General features: G+C 59.0%; 12 protein-coding genes. 9 read left to right on the forward strand and 3 right to left on the reverse strand.

What is annotated here, in order from left to right:
* Nucleotides 1-28: 28 nt before the first annotated feature.
* Both FHR27_RS04885 and FHR27_RS04890 read right to left on the reverse strand, forming a co-directional pair.
* Nucleotides 29-1,864, reverse strand: a complete 1,836-nt coding sequence (locus tag FHR27_RS04885; RefSeq protein ID WP_179537968.1) for a (2,3-dihydroxybenzoyl)adenylate synthase — start codon at nucleotides 1,862-1,864, stop codon at nucleotides 29-31.
* A 26-nt stretch (nucleotides 1,865-1,890) separates the two neighbouring features.
* Nucleotides 1,891-3,039, reverse strand: a complete 1,149-nt coding sequence (locus FHR27_RS04890; RefSeq protein ID WP_231570246.1) for an isochorismate synthase — start codon at nucleotides 3,037-3,039, stop codon at nucleotides 1,891-1,893.
* Between the two features lie 161 nt (nucleotides 3,040-3,200).
* On the opposite strand from FHR27_RS04890, the gene FHR27_RS04895 reads away from it, so the two are divergent.
* Both FHR27_RS04895 and basC read left to right on the forward strand, forming a co-directional pair.
* Nucleotides 3,201-7,532: an amino acid adenylation domain-containing protein gene (locus tag FHR27_RS04895; protein ID WP_257026822.1), complete on the forward strand. Its 4,332-nt coding sequence runs from the start codon at nucleotides 3,201-3,203 to the stop codon at nucleotides 7,530-7,532.
* 80 nt (nucleotides 7,533-7,612) lie between these two features.
* Entirely contained in the window at nucleotides 7,613-8,929 is a 1,317-nt protein-coding gene (gene basC, locus FHR27_RS04900; RefSeq protein WP_306456072.1) for a putative histamine N-monooxygenase, read from the forward strand.
* A gap of 46 nt (nucleotides 8,930-8,975) precedes the next feature.
* On the opposite strand, the gene FHR27_RS04905 is transcribed toward basC, so the two are convergent.
* Nucleotides 8,976-11,129, reverse strand: a complete 2,154-nt coding sequence (locus FHR27_RS04905) for a condensation domain-containing protein (RefSeq protein ID WP_179537971.1) — start codon at nucleotides 11,127-11,129, stop codon at nucleotides 8,976-8,978.
* A 229-nt stretch (nucleotides 11,130-11,358) separates the two neighbouring features.
* Between FHR27_RS04905 and FHR27_RS04910 the strand changes: the two genes are divergently transcribed.
* From FHR27_RS04910 to FHR27_RS04940, 7 genes are all read left to right on the forward strand, one after another.
* On the forward strand, nucleotides 11,359-11,877 hold the full coding sequence (locus tag FHR27_RS04910) for a sigma-70 family RNA polymerase sigma factor (RefSeq protein ID WP_042556650.1): 519 nt from the start codon (nucleotides 11,359-11,361) through the stop codon (nucleotides 11,875-11,877).
* A 160-nt stretch (nucleotides 11,878-12,037) separates the two neighbouring features.
* Nucleotides 12,038-13,828, forward strand: a complete 1,791-nt coding sequence (locus FHR27_RS04915) for an ABC transporter ATP-binding protein (protein ID WP_179537972.1) — start codon at nucleotides 12,038-12,040, stop codon at nucleotides 13,826-13,828.
* Complete coding sequence (locus tag FHR27_RS04920; RefSeq protein ID WP_179537973.1) at nucleotides 13,822-15,591, forward strand: ABC transporter ATP-binding protein; 1,770 nt, start codon at nucleotides 13,822-13,824, stop codon at nucleotides 15,589-15,591. Before FHR27_RS04915 ends, FHR27_RS04920 begins: the two co-directional genes overlap by 7 nt.
* A complete protein-coding gene (locus FHR27_RS04925; protein ID WP_082045926.1) occupies nucleotides 15,588-16,532 on the forward strand; it encodes an ABC transporter permease in 945 nt (314 codons plus the stop codon). Before FHR27_RS04920 ends, FHR27_RS04925 begins: the two co-directional genes overlap by 4 nt.
* Nucleotides 16,529-17,479, forward strand: a complete 951-nt coding sequence (locus FHR27_RS04930; RefSeq protein ID WP_042556646.1) for an iron chelate uptake ABC transporter family permease subunit — start codon at nucleotides 16,529-16,531, stop codon at nucleotides 17,477-17,479. Before FHR27_RS04925 ends, FHR27_RS04930 begins: the two co-directional genes overlap by 4 nt.
* Complete coding sequence (locus FHR27_RS04935; RefSeq protein WP_042556645.1) at nucleotides 17,476-18,258, forward strand: iron ABC transporter ATP-binding protein; 783 nt, start codon at nucleotides 17,476-17,478, stop codon at nucleotides 18,256-18,258. The genes FHR27_RS04930 and FHR27_RS04935 overlap by 4 nt, the downstream gene beginning before the upstream one ends.
* Nucleotides 18,255-19,232: a siderophore ABC transporter substrate-binding protein gene (locus FHR27_RS04940; RefSeq protein ID WP_042556644.1), complete on the forward strand. Its 978-nt coding sequence runs from the start codon at nucleotides 18,255-18,257 to the stop codon at nucleotides 19,230-19,232. The genes FHR27_RS04935 and FHR27_RS04940 overlap by 4 nt, the downstream gene beginning before the upstream one ends.
* Nucleotides 19,233-19,254: the final 22 nt, after the last annotated feature.

Here is a 19,254-nt window from a genome sequence, read left to right on the forward strand (position 1 = left end):
TTTAAATCGACTTGGTGACGCGGCCCGGTCAGACCAGTTTTTGTCGCGCGTCTACCAGCGTCCACCAACTGGCGAGCGTTGGTGAGTTGGCCAGTTCCTCGAAACTCACGGCGATGCCTCGTTCCTTGAGCTCTGCGGCGAGCTTCATCACTTGCAGCGAGTCGAGTCCGTAGAAAATCAGGTTTTCCTCGGGGTCCAGCTCTTCTCCCTCTTCAATCAGCTGCAGCACACGGGTTTGCAGCCAGGTGCGGGTGGTTTCAGCTGCCAACAGCCTGCGCAGCTGTTTTTTGTCGATCTTGCCCACGGCGGTGAGCGGCATGGTTTCGATAAGCCGGATGCGGTCGGGCAATTTGTACTCGGCGATGCCGAGCTCCATCAGGTGCCTTCGCAAGGCTGGAGGGGTAAGTTTGAGGTTTTGCGAGACGACGAAGGCGCAGCTCTTTTCTCCCAGTCTGTCGTCGGGCATTGCCACCAGACCGGCGTGGGTCACGTCCGGGTGTAGAACGATGAGGTTTTCGATTTCTTCCGACGCGACCTTCTCGCCACCTCGATTGATCTGGTCCTTGACCCTGCCGACGACGCGCAGGTCGCCAGTTGGTGTCATCTGCACCAGGTCACCGGAATAGTAATACCCCTCTGCATCGAAGGCCTGCGCGTTCTGCTCGGGGCTTTTGTAGTATCCGCAGAATGTGTAGGGGCCACGTGTAGCCAGCAAGCCGGGTTCGCCGTTAGCCACCGGGTTACCATGTTCGTCGACGATTTTGATTTCGTCACCCGGACTGATCGGGCGGCCCTGGGTGGTGAATATCTGTTCGGCGGTGTCGCCGAGACGGGTGTAGTTGATCAGGCCCTCCGCCATGCCGAACACCTGCTGCAGTTTGCAGCCGAGGAGCGATGGGACCTGACGGGCCAACGAGTCGGCGAAGACCGCGCCGCCGACCTGGAGAAACTCCAGCGACTGCAATTGATCGCGGCAGTTGGGGGCGGCTTGTAACCATAGCGCGACTGCACTGGGCACCAGGGCGACGGTATTGACCTCATGACGTTGGATCATCGAGAAACAGGTCTGAGGTTCAGGGTTCGGCGCCATGATGATGGTGCCGCCGGCATATAGCACGCCCAGCGCACCCGGCGAGCTGAGCAGGAAGTTGTGCGCTGCGGGCAGGGCGCACAAAAAGCGTGTTTGCGCTGTGAGGCCGCAGATATCGGCGCTGGCGCGTGCGTTGTAGTGATAGTCGTTGTGGGTTCGCGGAATGAGTTTGGGTGTACCCGTACTGCCGCCCGAGAGTTGGAACAGCGCGACTTCATCCGGCGCGCTGGGTGAAAACGCTGCCTGGGTGTCGGCCGGGGTTTCTATCCAGGCCATGAGGTTGTTTTCATCGCGCAACTCGCCCAACAACAGAGTGACCTGTGGGCTTGCTCCTGTTTCCTTGAGGTCGTCGAGATAGCCGTCGTCGTGAAACACTTCGTGCTCGCGGGACGCAATCAGCAGCTTGGGCGTGATCTGCTTGGCATAGCTTTTGAGTTCAAGCTTTCTATGGCTGTAGAGCGCATTTAGCGGTGCGACCCCGACCTTGAACAACGCAAACAGCACAATGTAGAACTCGGCGATGTTGGGCAACTGCACCAGAGCGGTGTCGCCTGTGCCAAGCCCGCTGGCCGCCAGGCGCGAGGCCAGATTGGAAGACAGCTGGTCGAGTTCTCCATAGCTGAAACGCCGCTCGCCACAAATGACCGCTGACGATTGAGGATGCGATTGGCTGCCTGTGTGGAGCAACTGGGTGAGTGGCTGGTCGATCCAGTAGCCTTTTTCCCGATAGCTTTGCGCTCTGTCGAGGGGCCAGTGAGTGAATTCTATAGTCATGGGAGTCACTGCTGAAAAAGAGGTGTTTAACGAGACAAACCACATGCACGTAGCATGGTGCCGAGCTTGGTCTGGACTTCGGTCCACTCGGAGTCGGGGTTGGAGGCTTCGACGATGCCTGCTCCGGCGAACAGGCGGACCCTATTGCGTTTGACGGTGCCGCAACGGATGGTCACCACCCATTCGCCGTTCCCCTGCGCGTCGCACCAGCCCACCATGCCGGTGAACAGGCCACGCTCGAGGGGCTCGACGAAACGGATCAGGCGCCGCGCGCGTTCTGTGGGGAAGCCACAGACGGCTGGGGTAGGGTGCAGGCGGCAAGCCAGCTGCAATGCCGACACAGTGGGGTCTGCCAATGTGGCATCGATTCGTGTCGAGAGGTGCCAGAGTGCGGGCGTGCTGATGAGGCTCGGGCACTGGGGCGCGTTCAGTTGCGTACACAGTTCCGCCAGCTGGCTGGCGATGTCTTCGATTACGAGGCGATGCTCGTAGTGATCCTTTTCCGATGCGGCCAACCAATCGGCATTGCGACGATCTTCGTGCGGGTCGGCCATGCGTTTGATCGAACCTGCCAAGGGGTTCGACACGAAACTCAGGCCATCTTTGTGTACCAGCAGCTCGGGGCTGACACCAATCAGCGTCTCACCGTCCGGCATGGGCACGCGGAAGTGATAGCCGCTTTGATTCTGCGCCCGCAGGTTGTCCTGCATGGCGCTCACATCGACATCCTTGGCGAACAACAATTCACGTTGTACCGAAAGCACTGCCTTGCGCACATCGCTGTGGTGGAAGTTGACGATGGCGTGCTCCACCGCATGTTTGAAGCCCTGTTCGTCCGGGATGCTTTTTTGGTCTAGCAATTTTGGCAGGGGCGTGACATCCGTAGATAAGGCGGTATTTCGGGTTTGCCATTGCGCATGTTCGGGGATGTAGAGGCAGGACGCTTCGGCGGGGTCGAAAGGAATGGCGCCGACGATGATCGGGTTGAGCTGGCCAGCTTCGCGCGCTTGATCGAGTGCATGTGCAATGGTCTTTTGGAACGCACTGTCAGCGTTTTCGCCGCCAATAGCTGGCGTTTCGATCCTTTGCAGCATCCCGGTGACAGCGAGCTCACGATCACCTGAGGTGAAGGAAAAACTGTCTCTTGCGTCAACAAGCAGCTGCTCCTGGTTCATGTCATTCGTCCTTAGGGTGCCCGCTCTCATTTGCGAAAGCCTCCATGGCTTTTGGTAGAAAAATTTATACTTGAAATATAATCATTATCATTCTTATATAGGTGACGCCAATCATTTAGATTTGTCAATCACATGGGTGAGCCATGAGAGAGTTAACTCCAATGCAAGCCGCCTGTTGGGTCGGGCGTACTGCTCATGCGTCTTTAGGGAGAGTTTCGGCTCATCTTTATGCCGAGTTCGATGGCCATTTCATTGAGCTGGGCCGGTTACGCGAAGCCCTCGAGCGAGTAGGTCTGCTGCATCCCATGCTGCGGGTTCGGATAAATTCACAGGGGCTGCAAACCATCTCTGGAATGGGCCTGGCGCCTCAGTTGGAAGTCGAAGACTTGTGCGCCATGACCGAGCAGGAGGCAGCGCATCATCTGCTCGCCAAACGTGAGACGTGGACGCATCAACAACTCGATCTTGGCCAGGAGCCCGGCGCCCGATTCGGCGTGAGTCTCTTGGCGGGCGATGCGTTTCGCCTGCATGTCGACACAGACATGATTGCTGTCGACCCATCAAGCTTCCGCACGCTGATGGAAGATCTCGCACGTTTTTACGAGCGGCCCGATAACGAGGCGCCGCACACGCCGTCATTTTTCGATTGGTACGACAAGGCACGCGCCGACGCCGCACTCAAAGCCGTTCATGATCGTGACCGTGTCTGGTGGCGTGAGCGCTTGGCCAGTGTCGCCCCTGCACCGACATTGCCGTTTATCGAGACCCCGCCCGGACCTGCGCGGAGCGAGCGACTGAACGCTTGGCTGGGCCCGCAAGAACGCCAGGCGCTGCAACGCGTGGCGCGTGAACGTCGAATGACCCTCTCGACCTTGATGATGGGGTTGTTCGCAGCGGTACTTGGGACTCAAACCGGCGACAAGACCTTCCGGCTCAATGTCCCCACGTTTTGGCGCCAGCCATTGGTGGACGAGGTCGAGAGGATAGTGGGCGACTTTGCCAACGTATTGATTCTTGACGTGGACATCGAATCGGCCGGCACGCTGGGCGCGCTGTGCGATCAGTTGGCGAGAAAAATGCTGGGGCTGCTTGAGCACAGCGCCTATAGCGGCGTGAATGTGATGCGCGATCTTTCCCGCCATCATGGTTCGCCGCAACTGGCTCCCGTGGTATTCACCGCCGCGCTGGACATGCCGGGTGGCGACTTGTTTTCGGCGCGTGTACGGCGTGTTTTCGGCCCGATGAACTGGGCTATTTCCCAAGGTCCCCAGGTGGCGCTCGATGCTCAGATTGTCTGCGTCGACGACGGCATACTGATTAACTGGGATATCCGTCTCGATGCGCTGCCGCTGGCGTGGGTGTCGGCTTTTTTCGAGCGTTTCGTGGCGGTCACTCGTGAAGTGGTGGCCAGTTCTGGCGCGCTCGATCAGCCACTGCAGCCGCGCTCCAGCGCCATCGAAACCCCGCTGTCCGCCTTGCAACAGGCCTACCTGCTTGGCCGTGGCACGCAAGTGCCGCTGGGAGGTGTAGCCATGCAGGAGTTTCGTGAGTATCACGGACGCATAGAGGTGGCCGTGCTGCGTAATCGTCTGGTCGCGATGGTCGAGCGCCATGCCAGCCTGCGCACGCGAATCGATGCGCACAAGCTTTTGTCCTATGTCAGTGATGAGGTCCAGGTAAACCTGCAAACCATCGACCTCACAGCGCTGTCGCGCGACGCAGCGCAGGCGCATATCGATGCATGTCGTGAGGCTTATGCGCACGGTATTTTCGAGTTGGATCGTTCACCTTGGGATGTCACCATTTTCCAACTGTCCGATGACCTGTTAACCGTCTTTGTGCGCCTGGATGCACTGATCCTCGACGGTCGCTCCATCGCAGCGTTGCTGGTGGAGTTGTTCGACGGTGTGATCAGCGAGCAACCCGTCGCCGAGGATGCGCCCGAACCACTGGATCTGACCGATCAACGCAAGGTCGATGCGCTCTATTGGAAAGCCAAGCTTGCGGCGGTGAGTGGCGCGCCACGCTTGCCGTGGCGTGTGCCATTGGACCAGGTGGGGGCTGCGCGCTATTCACGCCAGAGTCGGCAGGTGCCCAAAGAGGTATTCGACGTGTTCTGTAAGCTGGGCGCCCGGCAGCGCCTGTTCAAGAACTCGGCTTTGATGGCGCTGGTACTCGAAGTGCTTTCCCATTGGCTCGACGAGGGTGGGTTGTGCGTGGCTGTGCCCGTGGCACCGCCAACTGCTGGCGCTTTCGCCAACCGTTCGAGCTTTATCGCAATCAATGGAGGCGAGGCCCAAGGCAGCTTTACCGAGCGTGCGGCGAGGCTGCAAGTCGATGTGTTGGAAGGGCTTCAGCACCTGGCTTTTTCGGGAGTGGACCTTGCCCGGCTGCTGTTCGAATCCCACGGTCCAGGGCCTGTGCTTCCGGTGGTGATAACCAACGGCTTTTCCTGGCCGGTTATAGCTGCGGACAGCCCCGTGCGCCTGCAGGGCGGGTTGACCCAAACACCCCAGGTCGCCATGGACATTCGCTTTTGGGCCAATGCTGATGGCGCGTTGATGTTGGATATCGACTACGCGCGCGAGGCCCTTCACTGCGCCATTGTCAGCGATATTCTCGACACCCTTGAACAGGCCGTCAGTCAAATTGCAGCGAGCGGCGTTTTTGCCTTTGATTGCGCCGCGATCATCGACAAGCATCACTACCGACTCAACAGCCCGGTCACTGACGCGCGCCAGGACAGGTTCCTGGCTCGGATCGCCACACACCTTTTTAATCCCGCCAACCAGCGTATCGCCATTATCAGCGGCGAACGGCACATCAGCTACGCCGAGCTGGGCGAGGGCGTCTCGCGAGTCATTGCAGGGTTGAAGGCGCGCGGCCTTGGCCAGGGGCATGTGGCCGCTATCTGCCTGTCACGCAGCCCGGAGCACACCATGGTGACGCTCGCCTGTGCGTTGACGGGCGTGATCTGGGTGCCCATCGACGCGTCGGCACCGGCTGAGCGCCGGCATTATCTGCTGGAAAACTGCCGGCCCGATCTGGTGGTCATAAGTGTTGGCGAAACGGCAGAGCATCCGGTAGCGACGCCCGAAGCACTGTTGGCAGAGCCCGCTGCCTTGCCAGCCGCGCTGAATGATCTGTCATTGAGCGACGCGCCAGCGTATTACCTCTATACCTCGGGCACCACCGGCAAGCCCAAATGCGTGGTGCTGTGCAACCGCGCCACGGCCAATGTCATCGGCAGCACATTGTCGCACTGGGGAGTGGGCGCCGACGATGTGTTCATGTCGGTCACTCCGCTACACCACGATATGTCGGTGTTCGATGTCTTCGGCAGCCTGACCGCTGGGGCGACTCTGGTGCTGCCCGGACTCGGCGAGGAAAAGGATGCGCTGCGCTGGAATCAGCTGATTGCCAGGCACGGGGTAACGCTGTGGTGTTCCGTACCGGCCATTCTTGAAATGCTCCTTGCCTGCCGTGGCGCATGGAGTTTGAACAGCCTGCGCGTGATCGCCCAAGGCGGCGACTACATCAAGCCTGGTGTTATCGCAGAGTTGCGCGAGTTGCTGCCGGCTTCACGCCTGATCTCCCTCGGCGGACCGACCGAGACGACTATCTGGAGTATCTGGCACGACATCAGTGCCGATGACCAGGCGCAGATACCCTATGGTCGGCCTCTGCCAGGTAATGGTTATCTGGTACTCGACGCCCAGGGTGCGCACTGCCCGGCAGGCGTTGTCGGCCGGATTCATACCGCGGGCGTCAATCTTGCGCTTGGGTATCTGGAAGGCGGTGAGCTGACGCAGAGTGAGTTCATCACCGTCATCGATGAACAGGGCGAGGCTGTACGCGCGTTTCGTTCCGGTGACTGCGGGCGCTATCGCCGCGACGGCACGTTGATGTTCGCCAGCCGGATCAATGGCTATGTGAAGGTGCGCGGTGTGCGCGTATCGCTGCCCGACATCGAGATCGAGCTGATCAAGCAGCCTTCGGTCAAGCACGTACTGGTGGTGGATTATGACGAGCATTGCCAAGGCGATGTGGGCATTGGTGCCTTGTACGTCGTCGCCGAAGAAGGCGCGCCGCTGAGCGCCGCCCAACTGCGCCAATTCGCGCGCGAGCAGTTGCCGCAGTCTCACGTGCCCACGCGATTCATGCAGGTCGAGGCGCTGCCGCTGTCGCAGAACGGCAAGCCTGACCGCCATCGGGCCCGCAGCTTGCTGATGGCGCCCACTGACGAGGCTGCCGCGGATTCGGTGCAAAGCAGCAAGGTGTTGGCGATCTATCTAAGCGTCTTGGGGCGGCCGCCGGAAGACGGTGCAAATGCCTCGGTCGACTTCATCAGCCTGGGCTTGCGGCCTCAGCATCTGAAGTCCATCGCTACGCGGTTGCGCGAAGAGCTTTCCGTGCAGCTTTCACCTGGGCAATTGCTGCGTTGCCGTAACGCCCAGGACGTTGAAGCACTGCTCGCCGCACAACCTGCATGAGCGCACATGAATCAAGCGCAGTGCCTTTTGCGGCGCCGGCGCCTAACCACACAGCAGTATCCAGGGGGATGGATTGGATGATGGATTTACCCATTGTAGATGTCGCCGGTGTCGGTATCGGGCCCTTTAACCTTGGGCTGGCGGCTTTATTGTCCAAGCACCCTGGCACCACCAGCATTTTCCTCGATCGGAAAGCCGAATTCCGCTGGCATGAAGGGCTGCTGTTGCCGGGTACCACGTTACAGGTGCCGTTCTTGGCAGACCTGGTGACGATGGCGGACCCGACCCATGAATTGAGCTATTTGAATTACCTGCACCAGCATGATCGGCTATACCAGTTCTATTATTATGAAAACTTTCAGGTGCCGCGCCGCGAGTATGATCATTACTGCCGTTGGGCATCGCAACAGCTGCCGTCATGCCATTTCGGTGAGAACATTTGTGATGTGAGCTACGAAGCGGGGGCAGGTCTATTCCTGATAGAAAGTCAGTCTGTGTCGGGCTTCAAGCGTCGTTACGCCAGCCGTAACCTTTCGGTGGGCGTTGGCACTACGCCGCTGTTGCCGCAGTGGGCGCAGGTGAAAAGCGATGCGCCGATCATGCACTCGGCAGAGTTCGGCAAACGCCAGGCGCAATTGGCGGAGTGCCGGCGTGTCACAGTGATTGGCTCCGGCCAAAGTGCCGCAGAGTGTGTGCTGGCGTTGTTCAACGATTTGACGCCCGAGCGGATCGCAGCCGGCGCCTCGATTCGCTGGATCACACGCTCACCCGGATTCCATCCGATGGAGTATTCGAAATTGGGGCAAGAATGCTTTACCCCGTCCTACATGGAGTACTTCCACAGTATCCCGCGTGAGCGGCGCCGTGAAGTCGTGGCCAAGCAAGACTTGCTGTACAAGGGCATCAGCTTTTCGACCATCGCCGACATTTACGACCTGATCTATGAACGCTCGATCGGTGGCAGTGATCCAGGCCTGACGTTGCTGTCCAACTGTGAGGTCGAGACGGTCGAAGACATCGATGGTACGTTTCGAATTGCCTATCGGCATCGCGAACTGGATCAGACGAGCAGTCTTGAGGCGGAAGCGGTTGTTGTGGCCACCGGCTACCGGCATACCTGGCCACGGTGGTTTGAACGGCTTAAAGGGGCGGTGCTGGAAACCGATGAGTACGGCGACTGTATAGTGGACGAGGACTTTACCGCACGTCGTTGTGACGCCGGGGCAGGGCGCATTTTTGTGCAGAACGCCGAGATATTCCAGCATGGTGTAGGCTCGCCCGACCTTGGTATTGCAGCCATTCGCAATGCGACCATTGCCAATCAATTGCTCGGTTGCCAGCACTACCGCCTGCCAAGGCGGTCGTCGTTCCAGCGTTATGGGATGCACGAGAATTAGCTGAAGATGCACAGGGTCTTGCCAACGAGCAAGGCCCTGTAACTGGTCAGACGCGGATATGGTCCACGGTGATGTGGCCGGCGTCGGCGGTTGAAAACAGTGCGAGCATCCCCTCTATCGCGACTCTCAGTCGCTTCATCTGCTCGGTGCTGTAGCGGTCAGATCGGTACGTGATCACCAGGCGTAGTGAGCGTTTGCCGTCGATCGTATTCTCCATGATCTCGAATTGAATACCGAACATCGACTGGTTTTTGTCCGGGTCAATCTGGCGGTAACGGATTACTTCAGCATCTGGTGTGCTCAGGGCGCCATTCAAGGCGTTATTGGCGTGAATCTGAATGTAGACGTCGAACAGCAGGCCGTCGGTCGGTGTCATGCCCAGGGCGGTTTGAATCTGCTCCATCGGTACATCGGCGTAGGCCATGGAGTCGTTGATCAAACGGCTGACGTTTTCGATCATTTCGCCAACGGTCTGTTGGGTATCGAACTGCACGCGATGCGCCACCATCGTGGTGAAGTAGCCCACCGTGTCGTAAAACGCAGGGTCGGTGCGGCCGGACGCGGAAGTGCCGATCACCAGGTCTTTTAAGCCGCCGACTTTATGTAGCGAGAGTGCGATCGCAGAGTAGATCACGCCAAACAGTGAGGCCTTGCTTTGACGGGCGAAAGCGTAGAGTTGATCGACAGTGCTCTGATTCGGCTTGATCTCGAACCACTCGGCTTTCGTCGATGCCTGGGTGGCTGGTACGTCAGGCTGATGCTCTGAGGAGGGGAGCGTCAGGCCGCGGGGTGCGTCGCGCAGCATGCTCGTCCAGTAATCGAGGTGCTGCTGGTTGATCCCGGCTGCCTGCTGGCGTACGGCAAACTCATGGAATGAAGGAGCCGGGCTTTTCCACTGCGGCGTCTTATTGGCGGCACGGGCAAGGTACGCCTGGGCCAGTTCTTCCATCATCACGTTGAGCGACCATTCATCAATCGCCATGTGCTGCACCAGCAACGACAGGGTTTGACGCTGGTGTCGTGCGTCGTAAATAAAACGCACCCTCAGAGGCAGTTCGCGGGCCAGGTCGAACTGATGCGCTGCTTCGCTTTGCAGGGTTGCATTCTGGCTTTCATTACTCGACCAGAACCATTTGTATCGCGGCAACTGCGCGACCGGCACGATTTGCTGATAGGCCTCATCCTGTTCGAAATGAAACGTGGTGCGCAGGCTCGCGTGGCGCTCGAACAGATCATTAAAGGCTTGCTCGAATAACGTTTCATCGACCTTGTCGAGGAACTCCATGGCAAACGGCAGATTGAAAATCGTGCCGAATTCGAATGCTGCGTAAGCTCGCCCAAGGGAGGCCTGGGCCAGCGCAAACGGCGTTTTTTGTATATCTGACGGCGCGCCTTCGGCAGCCGTTGGCGCATCGTTTCGGGTGACGATACGGGCGCGGGATGCTAAGGCTGCTGCTGAGGGCGCGCTGAAAAAGTCATTGAACTGAACTTCGATGCCATGGCCGTTCAACAGCTTGCCGATTATGCGGGTGGCCAGCAGGGAATGACCGCCAAAGTCGAAGAAATCATCGGTCGCGCAGATGCCGGGTTCTGCCAGCGTTTCGCGAAATTCGTCGAGGATTATCGCCGCGATTATGCCGTTATCCGCTTGGGCGGAGCGTGCGTTAGCGTTTTCGTCGTTGTCCGGGTGACGCTGGAACCAAGAGGGCGGGATATCGCTGACCGGCTGCTCGGCGCAGTTGTCCATGATCCTGCGATAAAGCTCGTCCGCGTGGCAGGTCTGGTCGAGAATCTGATGGAGCACCAATGCGAGGATCGGCGCCTCTTCGGTTTGCACGATCAACGCCTTGAAAGGGGGCTGCTGCTGCGCATCCCACGCCGCCGCCTGCTCAGAGAGCAGGTGCTGGATGGCGTCGCCTGTCGGTTGAATGCGCTCGACGCAGGATTGCCAGTCAAGTGCCTGGACTTTTTCGACTTCACCGTCGTCGTTGAAGTGGAAGCGGGCGTTCAGCTCGGGCAGCGACTCGACTACCGATCTGAGGGCCGATTCAAGGCGTGAAAGATCAATATCGGCGTCAATCTCCCAGGCCTTCAGGTGCTTGAGCGCGCGCTCGGGAAATTGTTGCTGCAGGAGCCAGACATGTTCCTCGTATTCGCTGGCAGAGCGTTTCGACAGCGTATCTGGGTTGAAGTCCATCATGGAGTTTTCCCGCCTTATCAAACTGAACAGTAAGAAGTAGAGGTGGCATCGAGTGCCGACAGACCCATCCTCGGTCTGTTGTGATGCCCCGGAGCCTGGGCTTCAGAGAACGTGCAAACAGGCTGCGTTGCAGGGACTTTGTGAATACCGTATTATCGAGAATAATAATCATAAAGATTATCATTGGTCAAAGTCTGAACTCGAAGAGAATCGTGTCAGGAGAAGTGTTGTGGACAACGGAGCGTTCGCGTCCAAACAGCAATTTGAACGGCTGTATATCGAGCACCATCGCTGGTTGTGCAGCCTGTTGCGTCGCAAGTTGGGCAATTCGGTGGATGCTGCGGACCTCGCCCATGACACCTATCTCAATCTCATCAGGAAGGGCCGGGTGCCTTCCGTTGAAGACTCCCGGTGCCACCTGACCCAGATCGCCAAAGGCCTGGTGATTGACCTGTACCGTCGTCGCCATCTGGAAGCTAATCACCTCGAAGCTCTGATGCAGCAGGAGGAGTCTCTGGTGCCTTCGGAAGAGACGCGCGCGCTGGCCGCCGAGGCCCTGGTCCAGATCGAACAAGCCCTGCACGACAAACCCTCGAAGGCACGTGAAGCATTACTCCTGTGCAAACTGCATGGCATGTGCCACCGGGATATCGCCGCTGAATTGAAGGTGTCGGTGTCATCCGTCGAAAAGTACATCGCTGCCGGCCTTCGGGCTTGTTACCCCTACGTTTCGACGGCCGGGTTGTGAGCGGCCGTTTCATTGAGGGTGTACAGCGAATCGATCGACGGTTGGGTTGAGCGCTCTGCTGAGCCGTTGGGAACACCCAGTAGGAGCGCGCCTAGCGCTTGAGCGCAAAGGAAGGCCGACATGCCTCAACGCTGTCGGCAGTGGCTATTCAGGAGAGCGCATGAGTGTTGAAGAAAAAAACGCAGCAAACCCGATATCCCAGATATTGCAGCCCATTCGCGGTCGGCTGATTGTCGCCGCCATACTTGCCGCCATTGGCACCATGCTGGCAATGGTGCCCCTGGCCGGCATCGCCCATATTGCCCAGTTGGCCATCGGTCAGGCCGAGACGGTTTCCAGTTGGAGTCAGCTGCAGGAGCCGATCTGGCGGGTGGTTGGTGTCAGCCTGGCGTGCCTGTTCCTCGGCATGGGCCTGATTTCAGTGGGGGAGGTGGTGGCTCACCTGGCCGACCATCGCATTACCGGTCACTTGCGTCTGGCCATTACCCGCCGGTTGGCCAAGGTGCCGATGGGCTGGTTTACCGGACGTTCGTCAGGTGAAGTCAAACAGGCCATGCAGGATGACATCGGTACGTTGCACAGCCTCACGGCGCACTTCTTTACGACGGTGGGCCGCACGGTTGGCGCGGTGCTGATCGGTATCATTTACCTGTTCGCGATGGACTGGCGCATGGCAATCGTCTCGCTGCTGCCATTCCCGCTGTTCTTCCTGTTTTTCTCCAGAGCCACCAAGGCCAGTGGCGCGAACATGCAATCGTTCGGCGCCGGTATGACCCGCATCAACAATGCCGTGGTGGAGTTCGTCAATGGTATTCCTGTGGTCAAGGCGTTCGGCGTCGAAGGCAAGGCCCACAGTAGCTACCGTGGAGCCGTCGATGCCTTCGCCGAGGCGTTCACCGATTTTACCCGCCCGCTGGTCAGCGCGATGGCCAACGCCCACGCCATGATCACTCCGGTTGCGGTGCTCGGTGTGGTGCTGGCCTTCGGCACGTTGGGTGTGAGCCTGGGCTGGATCACGCCGGTGGATATCTTGCCCTTTGCCTTGGTGGCGCCGGGTATCTGTGCGCCACTGCTGCTGTTGAGCTACATCACTCACGACTTGAACAGCGCAACCGCCGCCGCCCAGCGCGTGCAAGAGTTGCTGGAAACGCCGGTACTCGAAACCCCTGGTGGCGCGTCCTCGTCATTGCCTGACAATGACGAGATTTGCGTCGAGCAACTGGGCTATAGCTACGATGGCGAGAGCCCGGTGCTTGAGGGGCTGAACTTCACCCTCAAGCCTGGCACCGTCACTGCAATCGTTGGGGCCTCCGGCTCCGGCAAGTCGACACTGGCGCGGCTGTTGCTGCGTTTTTTCGACCCGAGCGATGGGCGCATCACGTTAGGGGGCGTCGACTTGAGGCTCATCGAGAGCGCGCAGCTGTACCGGCGCATAGGTTTCGTGCTGCAGGAGGTGCGCCTGATTCATGCCAGCCTGCGTGACAACATCGCCCTGGGCCGACCCTCGGCCAGCCAACAGGAAATCGAGGCCGCAGCGCGCATCGCGAACATTCACGAACGCATCCTTGCTTTGCCGCGGGGCTATGACTCGGTCATCGGTGAAAACGTGCAGCTCTCCGGTGGTGAGTTGCAGCGCGTGAGTATCGCTCGCGCCGTGCTGGTCGACCCGCCGATTCTGGTGCTGGATGAAGCCACTGCCGCAGCGGATGCGGAGAACGAAGTGAAGCTGCAGCAAGCGTTGTCGCGATTCGCCCAGGGCCGCACGTTGATGGTGATTGCTCACCGGCTCGATACGGTGATGCATGCCGACCAGATCATCCTGATCGACAAGGGTGCGATCAGCGAGCAAGGGACTCACCAGCAACTGCTCGCACGCAAGGGCCGCTACGCCAGGCTTTGGGCGTTGGGCGGCTATGAGCAGGCCAACGATCAGGCGGTGTCGTCATGCTGAAAACCTTCATTCAACTGCTGGGCGAAGACGCTCCGGTACTGCGTCGCTATATATTGATGACACTGATCTACGGTCTGCTCTACGGGCTGACGATTGTGACATTGGTGCCGATCGTCACGCGGCTGCTGGGCGGTGACACACAGGGCGCAGGGCAATGGCTCGTCGCGTTGATGGTAGGTGTCGTGGTGTGTTGGGCATTGCGGCGCGTCGTCGAAAAGGCCGGTATCCGTGTCGGTATTGCCGTACTCCAGCGTGGCCGCCATCGGCTTGGCGACCATGTGGCACGTTTGCCGGTGGGTTGGTTCACCGCTCAAAACACCGCACGGCTTAGCCATGTCGCGACCCAGGGCATGATGGAAATTGCGCAACTGCCCGCGCATGTGTTTACGCCGCTGCTGACCGGTGTGATCACGCCATTGGTGATGCTGGTCGCGTTGTTCGCCCTGTATTGGCAAATGGGCCTGATCGCTCTGGCGACGTTGCCGGTGCTGTTGGCGGTATTTGTGCTGACGGCTCGTATGGGGCAGCGTGCAGATCAGGACTTCCAGCACAATGCAGCGCTGACCAGCCAGCGGATGGTCGAGTTCGCCCAAGCGCAGTCCGTGCTGCGCGCGTTTAATGGTGACGCTGGTGGCTCGCAGTTTCTGGAGCAGGCCATCGCTCGCCAGCAGCAGTCTGCCAAGCGCCTGATCCATGTTTCGGCGATGTCGGTCGTTATCAATGCCTGGGCCGTGCAGGTCGGTTTCGCAGCGCTGCTGGTGGCGGCCACGTTATGGCTGGGGGATCTGCTGAGCGCTGGTTTGCAGCTCAGTTCGGTTATCGCTGTGATGGTCGCACTGTTGCTGGTCAGCCGCTTTGTCGACCCACTACTGGACGTGGCGGGTTATAGCGAAGTGCTGCGGGGCGCGAGTGGCCAGTTGGGCGACGTGAGCGAGATTTTTGCGGTTCGTCCGTTGCCTGAGTCAGAGGTACACCAACCGCCCGTCGATGCTTCCGTTGAACTGCGCAACGTCAGCTTTCGTTATGCTGAGGGACAAGCTGATGTGTTGCGCAATGTCAGCCTGCGCATCGAGCCTGGCAGCATGACCGCGCTGGTCGGTGCATCGGGCTCGGGCAAAACCACGTTGGTGCGCCTGATCGCACGTTTCTTCGACGTAACTCAAGGCAGCGTTAACGTGGGTGGCGTGGATGTGCGCGACATCTCCAGCGCGCGACTGGCCGGGCAGATCAGTCAGATCTTTCAGGAAACGTATCTGTTTCAGGGCAGCATTGCCGATAACATTCGCATCGGTAAACCTAGCGCCACTGACGAGCAGGTGCTGGAGGCGGCGCGTCAGGCCGGTGTCGTCGAAATCATCGAACGTTTGCCCCAAGGCCTGGACACCCCAGTGGGTGAGGGCGGCGCCCGGTTGTCCGGCGGCGAGCGTCAGCGCATCTCCATCGCACGTGCGCTGATCAAGGACGCGCCGATCCTGCTGGTCGATGAGGCCACCGCCGCGCTCGATGCCGAGAATCAGGCGGCCATCGCCGAGGCGCTGGCGCGCCTGCGTGGCGAACGTACCTTAATCGTCATCGCGCACCAGCTCTCCACGGTGGCGATGGCCGACCAGATTCTGGTGCTCGATAATGGCCAAGTCAGCGAGCAAGGTTCTCATGCACAATTGATCGCCAAGCCCGGGCTTTACGCGCACTTTCTGGCGCAGCGTCGCGCGGCAAAGGGTTGGCAGATCGCCGCAGCCTCCGGCTGTGAGGACGATTCTTGAGTCGTGCAGCTCTACTGGCCCTGTTTGCAGTGCTTTGCTGTCTTTCGCTGATGGTCGGGGTCAAGCAGGTCGCATGGTCGGATCTTTTGAGTTTCTCCGACGATGCCTGGTTGACCCTGACCGCCAGCCGGCTTCCGCGCCTCGTGGCCCTGATCCTTACCGGGGTCGGTTTGGCCGTGTGCGGCGTAATTCTGCAGCAGATTGTGCGTAACCGGTTCGTCGAACCCGGTACATCGGGTGGGTTGGATTCCGCCAAGCTCGGCATTCTGATTTCACTGACGGTAGCACCCGCGGCGGGGGGCGCCGGGAGGATGCTGTTCGCCTTGGCATTCTGCTTTGTCTCCAGCCTGATTTATGTCGCGATCATTCGTCGCATCAAGTTCAAGAATACCGTGATGGTACCCGTCATCGGCCTGATGTATGGCAGTGTCTTGAGCGCCGTCGCCGAGTTCTACGCTTACCGTAACAACATTTTGCAGAGCATGCAGGGCTGGATGCTCGGCGACTTTTCAAAGATCGTGCAGGGCAACTACGAAATCATTTACCTGATCTTGCCGGTTATCGTGCTCACCTACCTGTATGCCCACCGCTTTACCGTGTTGGGTATGGGCGAGGGCATGGCCAGCAGCCTGGGCTTGAACTACGCGGCCAATGCAGCGTTGGGGTTGATGCTGGTGGCGGTCACTGTTTCCGTCACGGTGATTACGGTGGGTGCGATCCCTTTTGTCGGGCTGGTGATTCCCAACCTGGTGGCCCTGCATTACGGCGAAAATCTGCAGCGCACATTGCCCATCGTCGCTCTGTGCGGCGCCTCGCTGTTAGTTGCCTGCGACATCCTCGGTCGCCTGCTGATCCATCCCTTTGAAGTGCCTATAGGTCTGACTGCCGGCTGCGTCGGCGGTGTCGTGTTTCTGGTGCTGCTGGTCAGGAAGTACGCATGACGCGCATGGCAACCCTTTACGTTCCCTGGCTGCTGGTCCTGATGTTGGCGATGGCCTTTCTGTTGCTGGGCTCGGGCCTGGATTTCAGCTATGTGATTCCCAAGCGCCTCACCCGCCTGGCGGCGATGTGCGTTGCAGGCGTGTGCATAGCGTACTCATCAGTGATTTTTCAGACCATTGTCGGTAACCGCATACTCACCCCGGCCATCATGGGCTATGAGGCGATTTATCTGCTGTTCCAGGCGTTGCTGATTCTGGTGCTGGGTACTCAAAGCCTGGTGTTGCTGGGGCGCGACAGCAATGTCCTGTTGTCGGTGCTGCTGATGCTCGGCTATTCGTGGCTCATCCACCGCTGGTTGTTCCGTGAGGGCAGCCACAACGTCTACCTGTTGCTGTTGCTCGGGCTGGTGCTGAGCATGGTGATGGCGACCGTCACTCAGTTCATCCAGCTGAAGATCAGCCCCGGGGAGTTCTCTATTTTCCAGGGCTTCAACTACGCCTCCTTCAACAAGGCCCAACCTGGGCAAGTGATCTATTCCGGTGTGCTGGTGACGGCGGTGTGCTTCATCGCCCAGCGCACTCTGCCGGTACTCGACGTACTGTCACTGGGGCGCTATCAAGCCATTTCCCTGGGCGTGGATTACCCGGTCAGTGTGCGCTTGCAACTCGGGTTGATCGCCATTTTAGTGGCTGTTTCCACCAGCCTGGTTGGGCCGACCGCGTTTATGGGCGTGTTCGTGGCGAATATCGCCTACGCGCTGGCTCGGACCGCTCGGCATCAGGTCACGCTGCCTCTCGGATGCGCCATCGCCATCGGTATTTTCATCATCGCCCAGTACCTGGTCGAGCAACTGTTCAACTACAACACCTCCGTCAGCATTCTCATCAACCTGGTGTGTGGTGTGTATTTCCTCGCGCTGATGATTCGAACCCGAGGCACTGCATGATCTCCCTCAATCACGTCTACAAAGCCTATGGCGCCAAGCATGTCGTGAGCGACGTCAGCGTGCAGTTCCCGCAGGGGCAGGTGACTTCACTGATCGGTCCCAATGGTGCGGGCAAGTCCACGTTGTTGATGTTGATCGCGCGTTTGCTGACACCCACCCGTGGTGAGGTACTGATGGGCGGGCGCAGCATTACGGATGTGCCGATAGGTGATTACGCCAAGCGCGTCGCGACCTTGCGTCAGTCACCGGATTTCAATCTGCGCTTGACCGTCGAGGAGTTGGTTGCCTTCGGCCGTTTCCCCTACAGCCGTGGAGTGCTGACCGCGCACGACCGTCAGGTAATCGACAAGGCCATTGAATTTCTATCGTTGCAGCCCCTGCGCCTCTCCTACATCGATGAACTCAGCGGTGGGCAACGGCAGATGGCGTTCCTGGCGATGACCATTGCCCAGCAAACCGATTATCTGTTGCTGGATGAGCCGCTCAACAACCTCGATATGAAACACGGGGTGCAAATCATGCGTGCCCTGCGTCGATTGTGCGATGAGCATGGCCGCACGGTGATCCTGGTGGTGCACGACATCAACTTTGCGGCCAATTACTCCGATCATATCGTGGCCATGAAAGGCGGTGCCATTCACCTCCATGGCCCGGTCGCGCAGGTGGTGACCGAGGCCAATCTGCGTGAACTGTTTGATCTTGATTTTGAAATTCTGCAGAGCGAACAGGGGTTCGTCTGCAACTACTTCAACCCATTACCATCAAGGGAACAGATATGAGCACCGATCACAAAATCTGCGCACTGCTATTGGCAATGACCGCAATCGTCGGATTGCAAGGGTGCGACAAGCAGACAGCGGAGGCCAAACCGGCTGTGACCGCGCAGGCCTACTATGAACCGATCACCATCGAGCACCCGCTTGGTACCACTGTGGTCTCTAAGTTGCCTGAGCGCGTGGTGGCGTTCGACATGAGCGAACTCGATACCCTTGATCAACTGGGCGCGCCGGTGGTCGGTATCGCCAAGGACTACGTCAGCAGCTTTTTGGTCCGCTACCGTGACGATGAAAACGTTGCGGATGTCGGCTCCACCATCCAGCCCAACCTGGAGCGGCTGCATGCACTAAAGCCCGACTTGATCCTGATCTCGCCACTTCAGGCACAAAGCTACGAGGAGCTCAGTCAGATCGCTCCTACCGTGTATGACGATGTGGATTTGACCAATAAAACAGGCAACCTCATCGAGACCGCCAAGGCGCATTTGACCCTGTTGGGTCGGATTCTCGAAAAACCGGACCTGGCCCGTCAGAAGGTCGCGGAAATGGACGCCAAGGTAGAACAGACCCGCCGGGTCACCGAAGGGCGCCCAGAGAAAGCCTTGATCGTGCTTCATAACAATGGCGCCTTCACCTCCTACGGCGTCAAGTCACGTTACGGTTTTGTCTTCGACACCCTTGGTGTGAAACCGGCCAGTACAGACATTGAGGCCGGTTTGCATGGGCAACCGATTTCCAACGAATTCATTCAGCAGGCCGACCCCGACATTCTTTATGTCATCGACCGCACGGCCGTGATGGAGCATCGTCCGGCGCTCGACATCAATAGCCTGGACAACCCGCTTCTGCGCAAGACCAAAGCCTGGAATAACGGGAACGTGATCTTCGTCGATGCTCAGACCTGGTACCTGTGCACCGCCAGCGTGACCTGCCTCAACCGCATGGCTGATGAGGTGATGCAGGGGTACGAAGGCTGATTTCAGGCGGTGTATCAACCGC

It is taken from the genome of Pseudomonas flavescens (assembly GCF_013408425.1).
Classification (GTDB): domain Bacteria; phylum Pseudomonadota; class Gammaproteobacteria; order Pseudomonadales; family Pseudomonadaceae; genus Aquipseudomonas; species Aquipseudomonas fulva_A.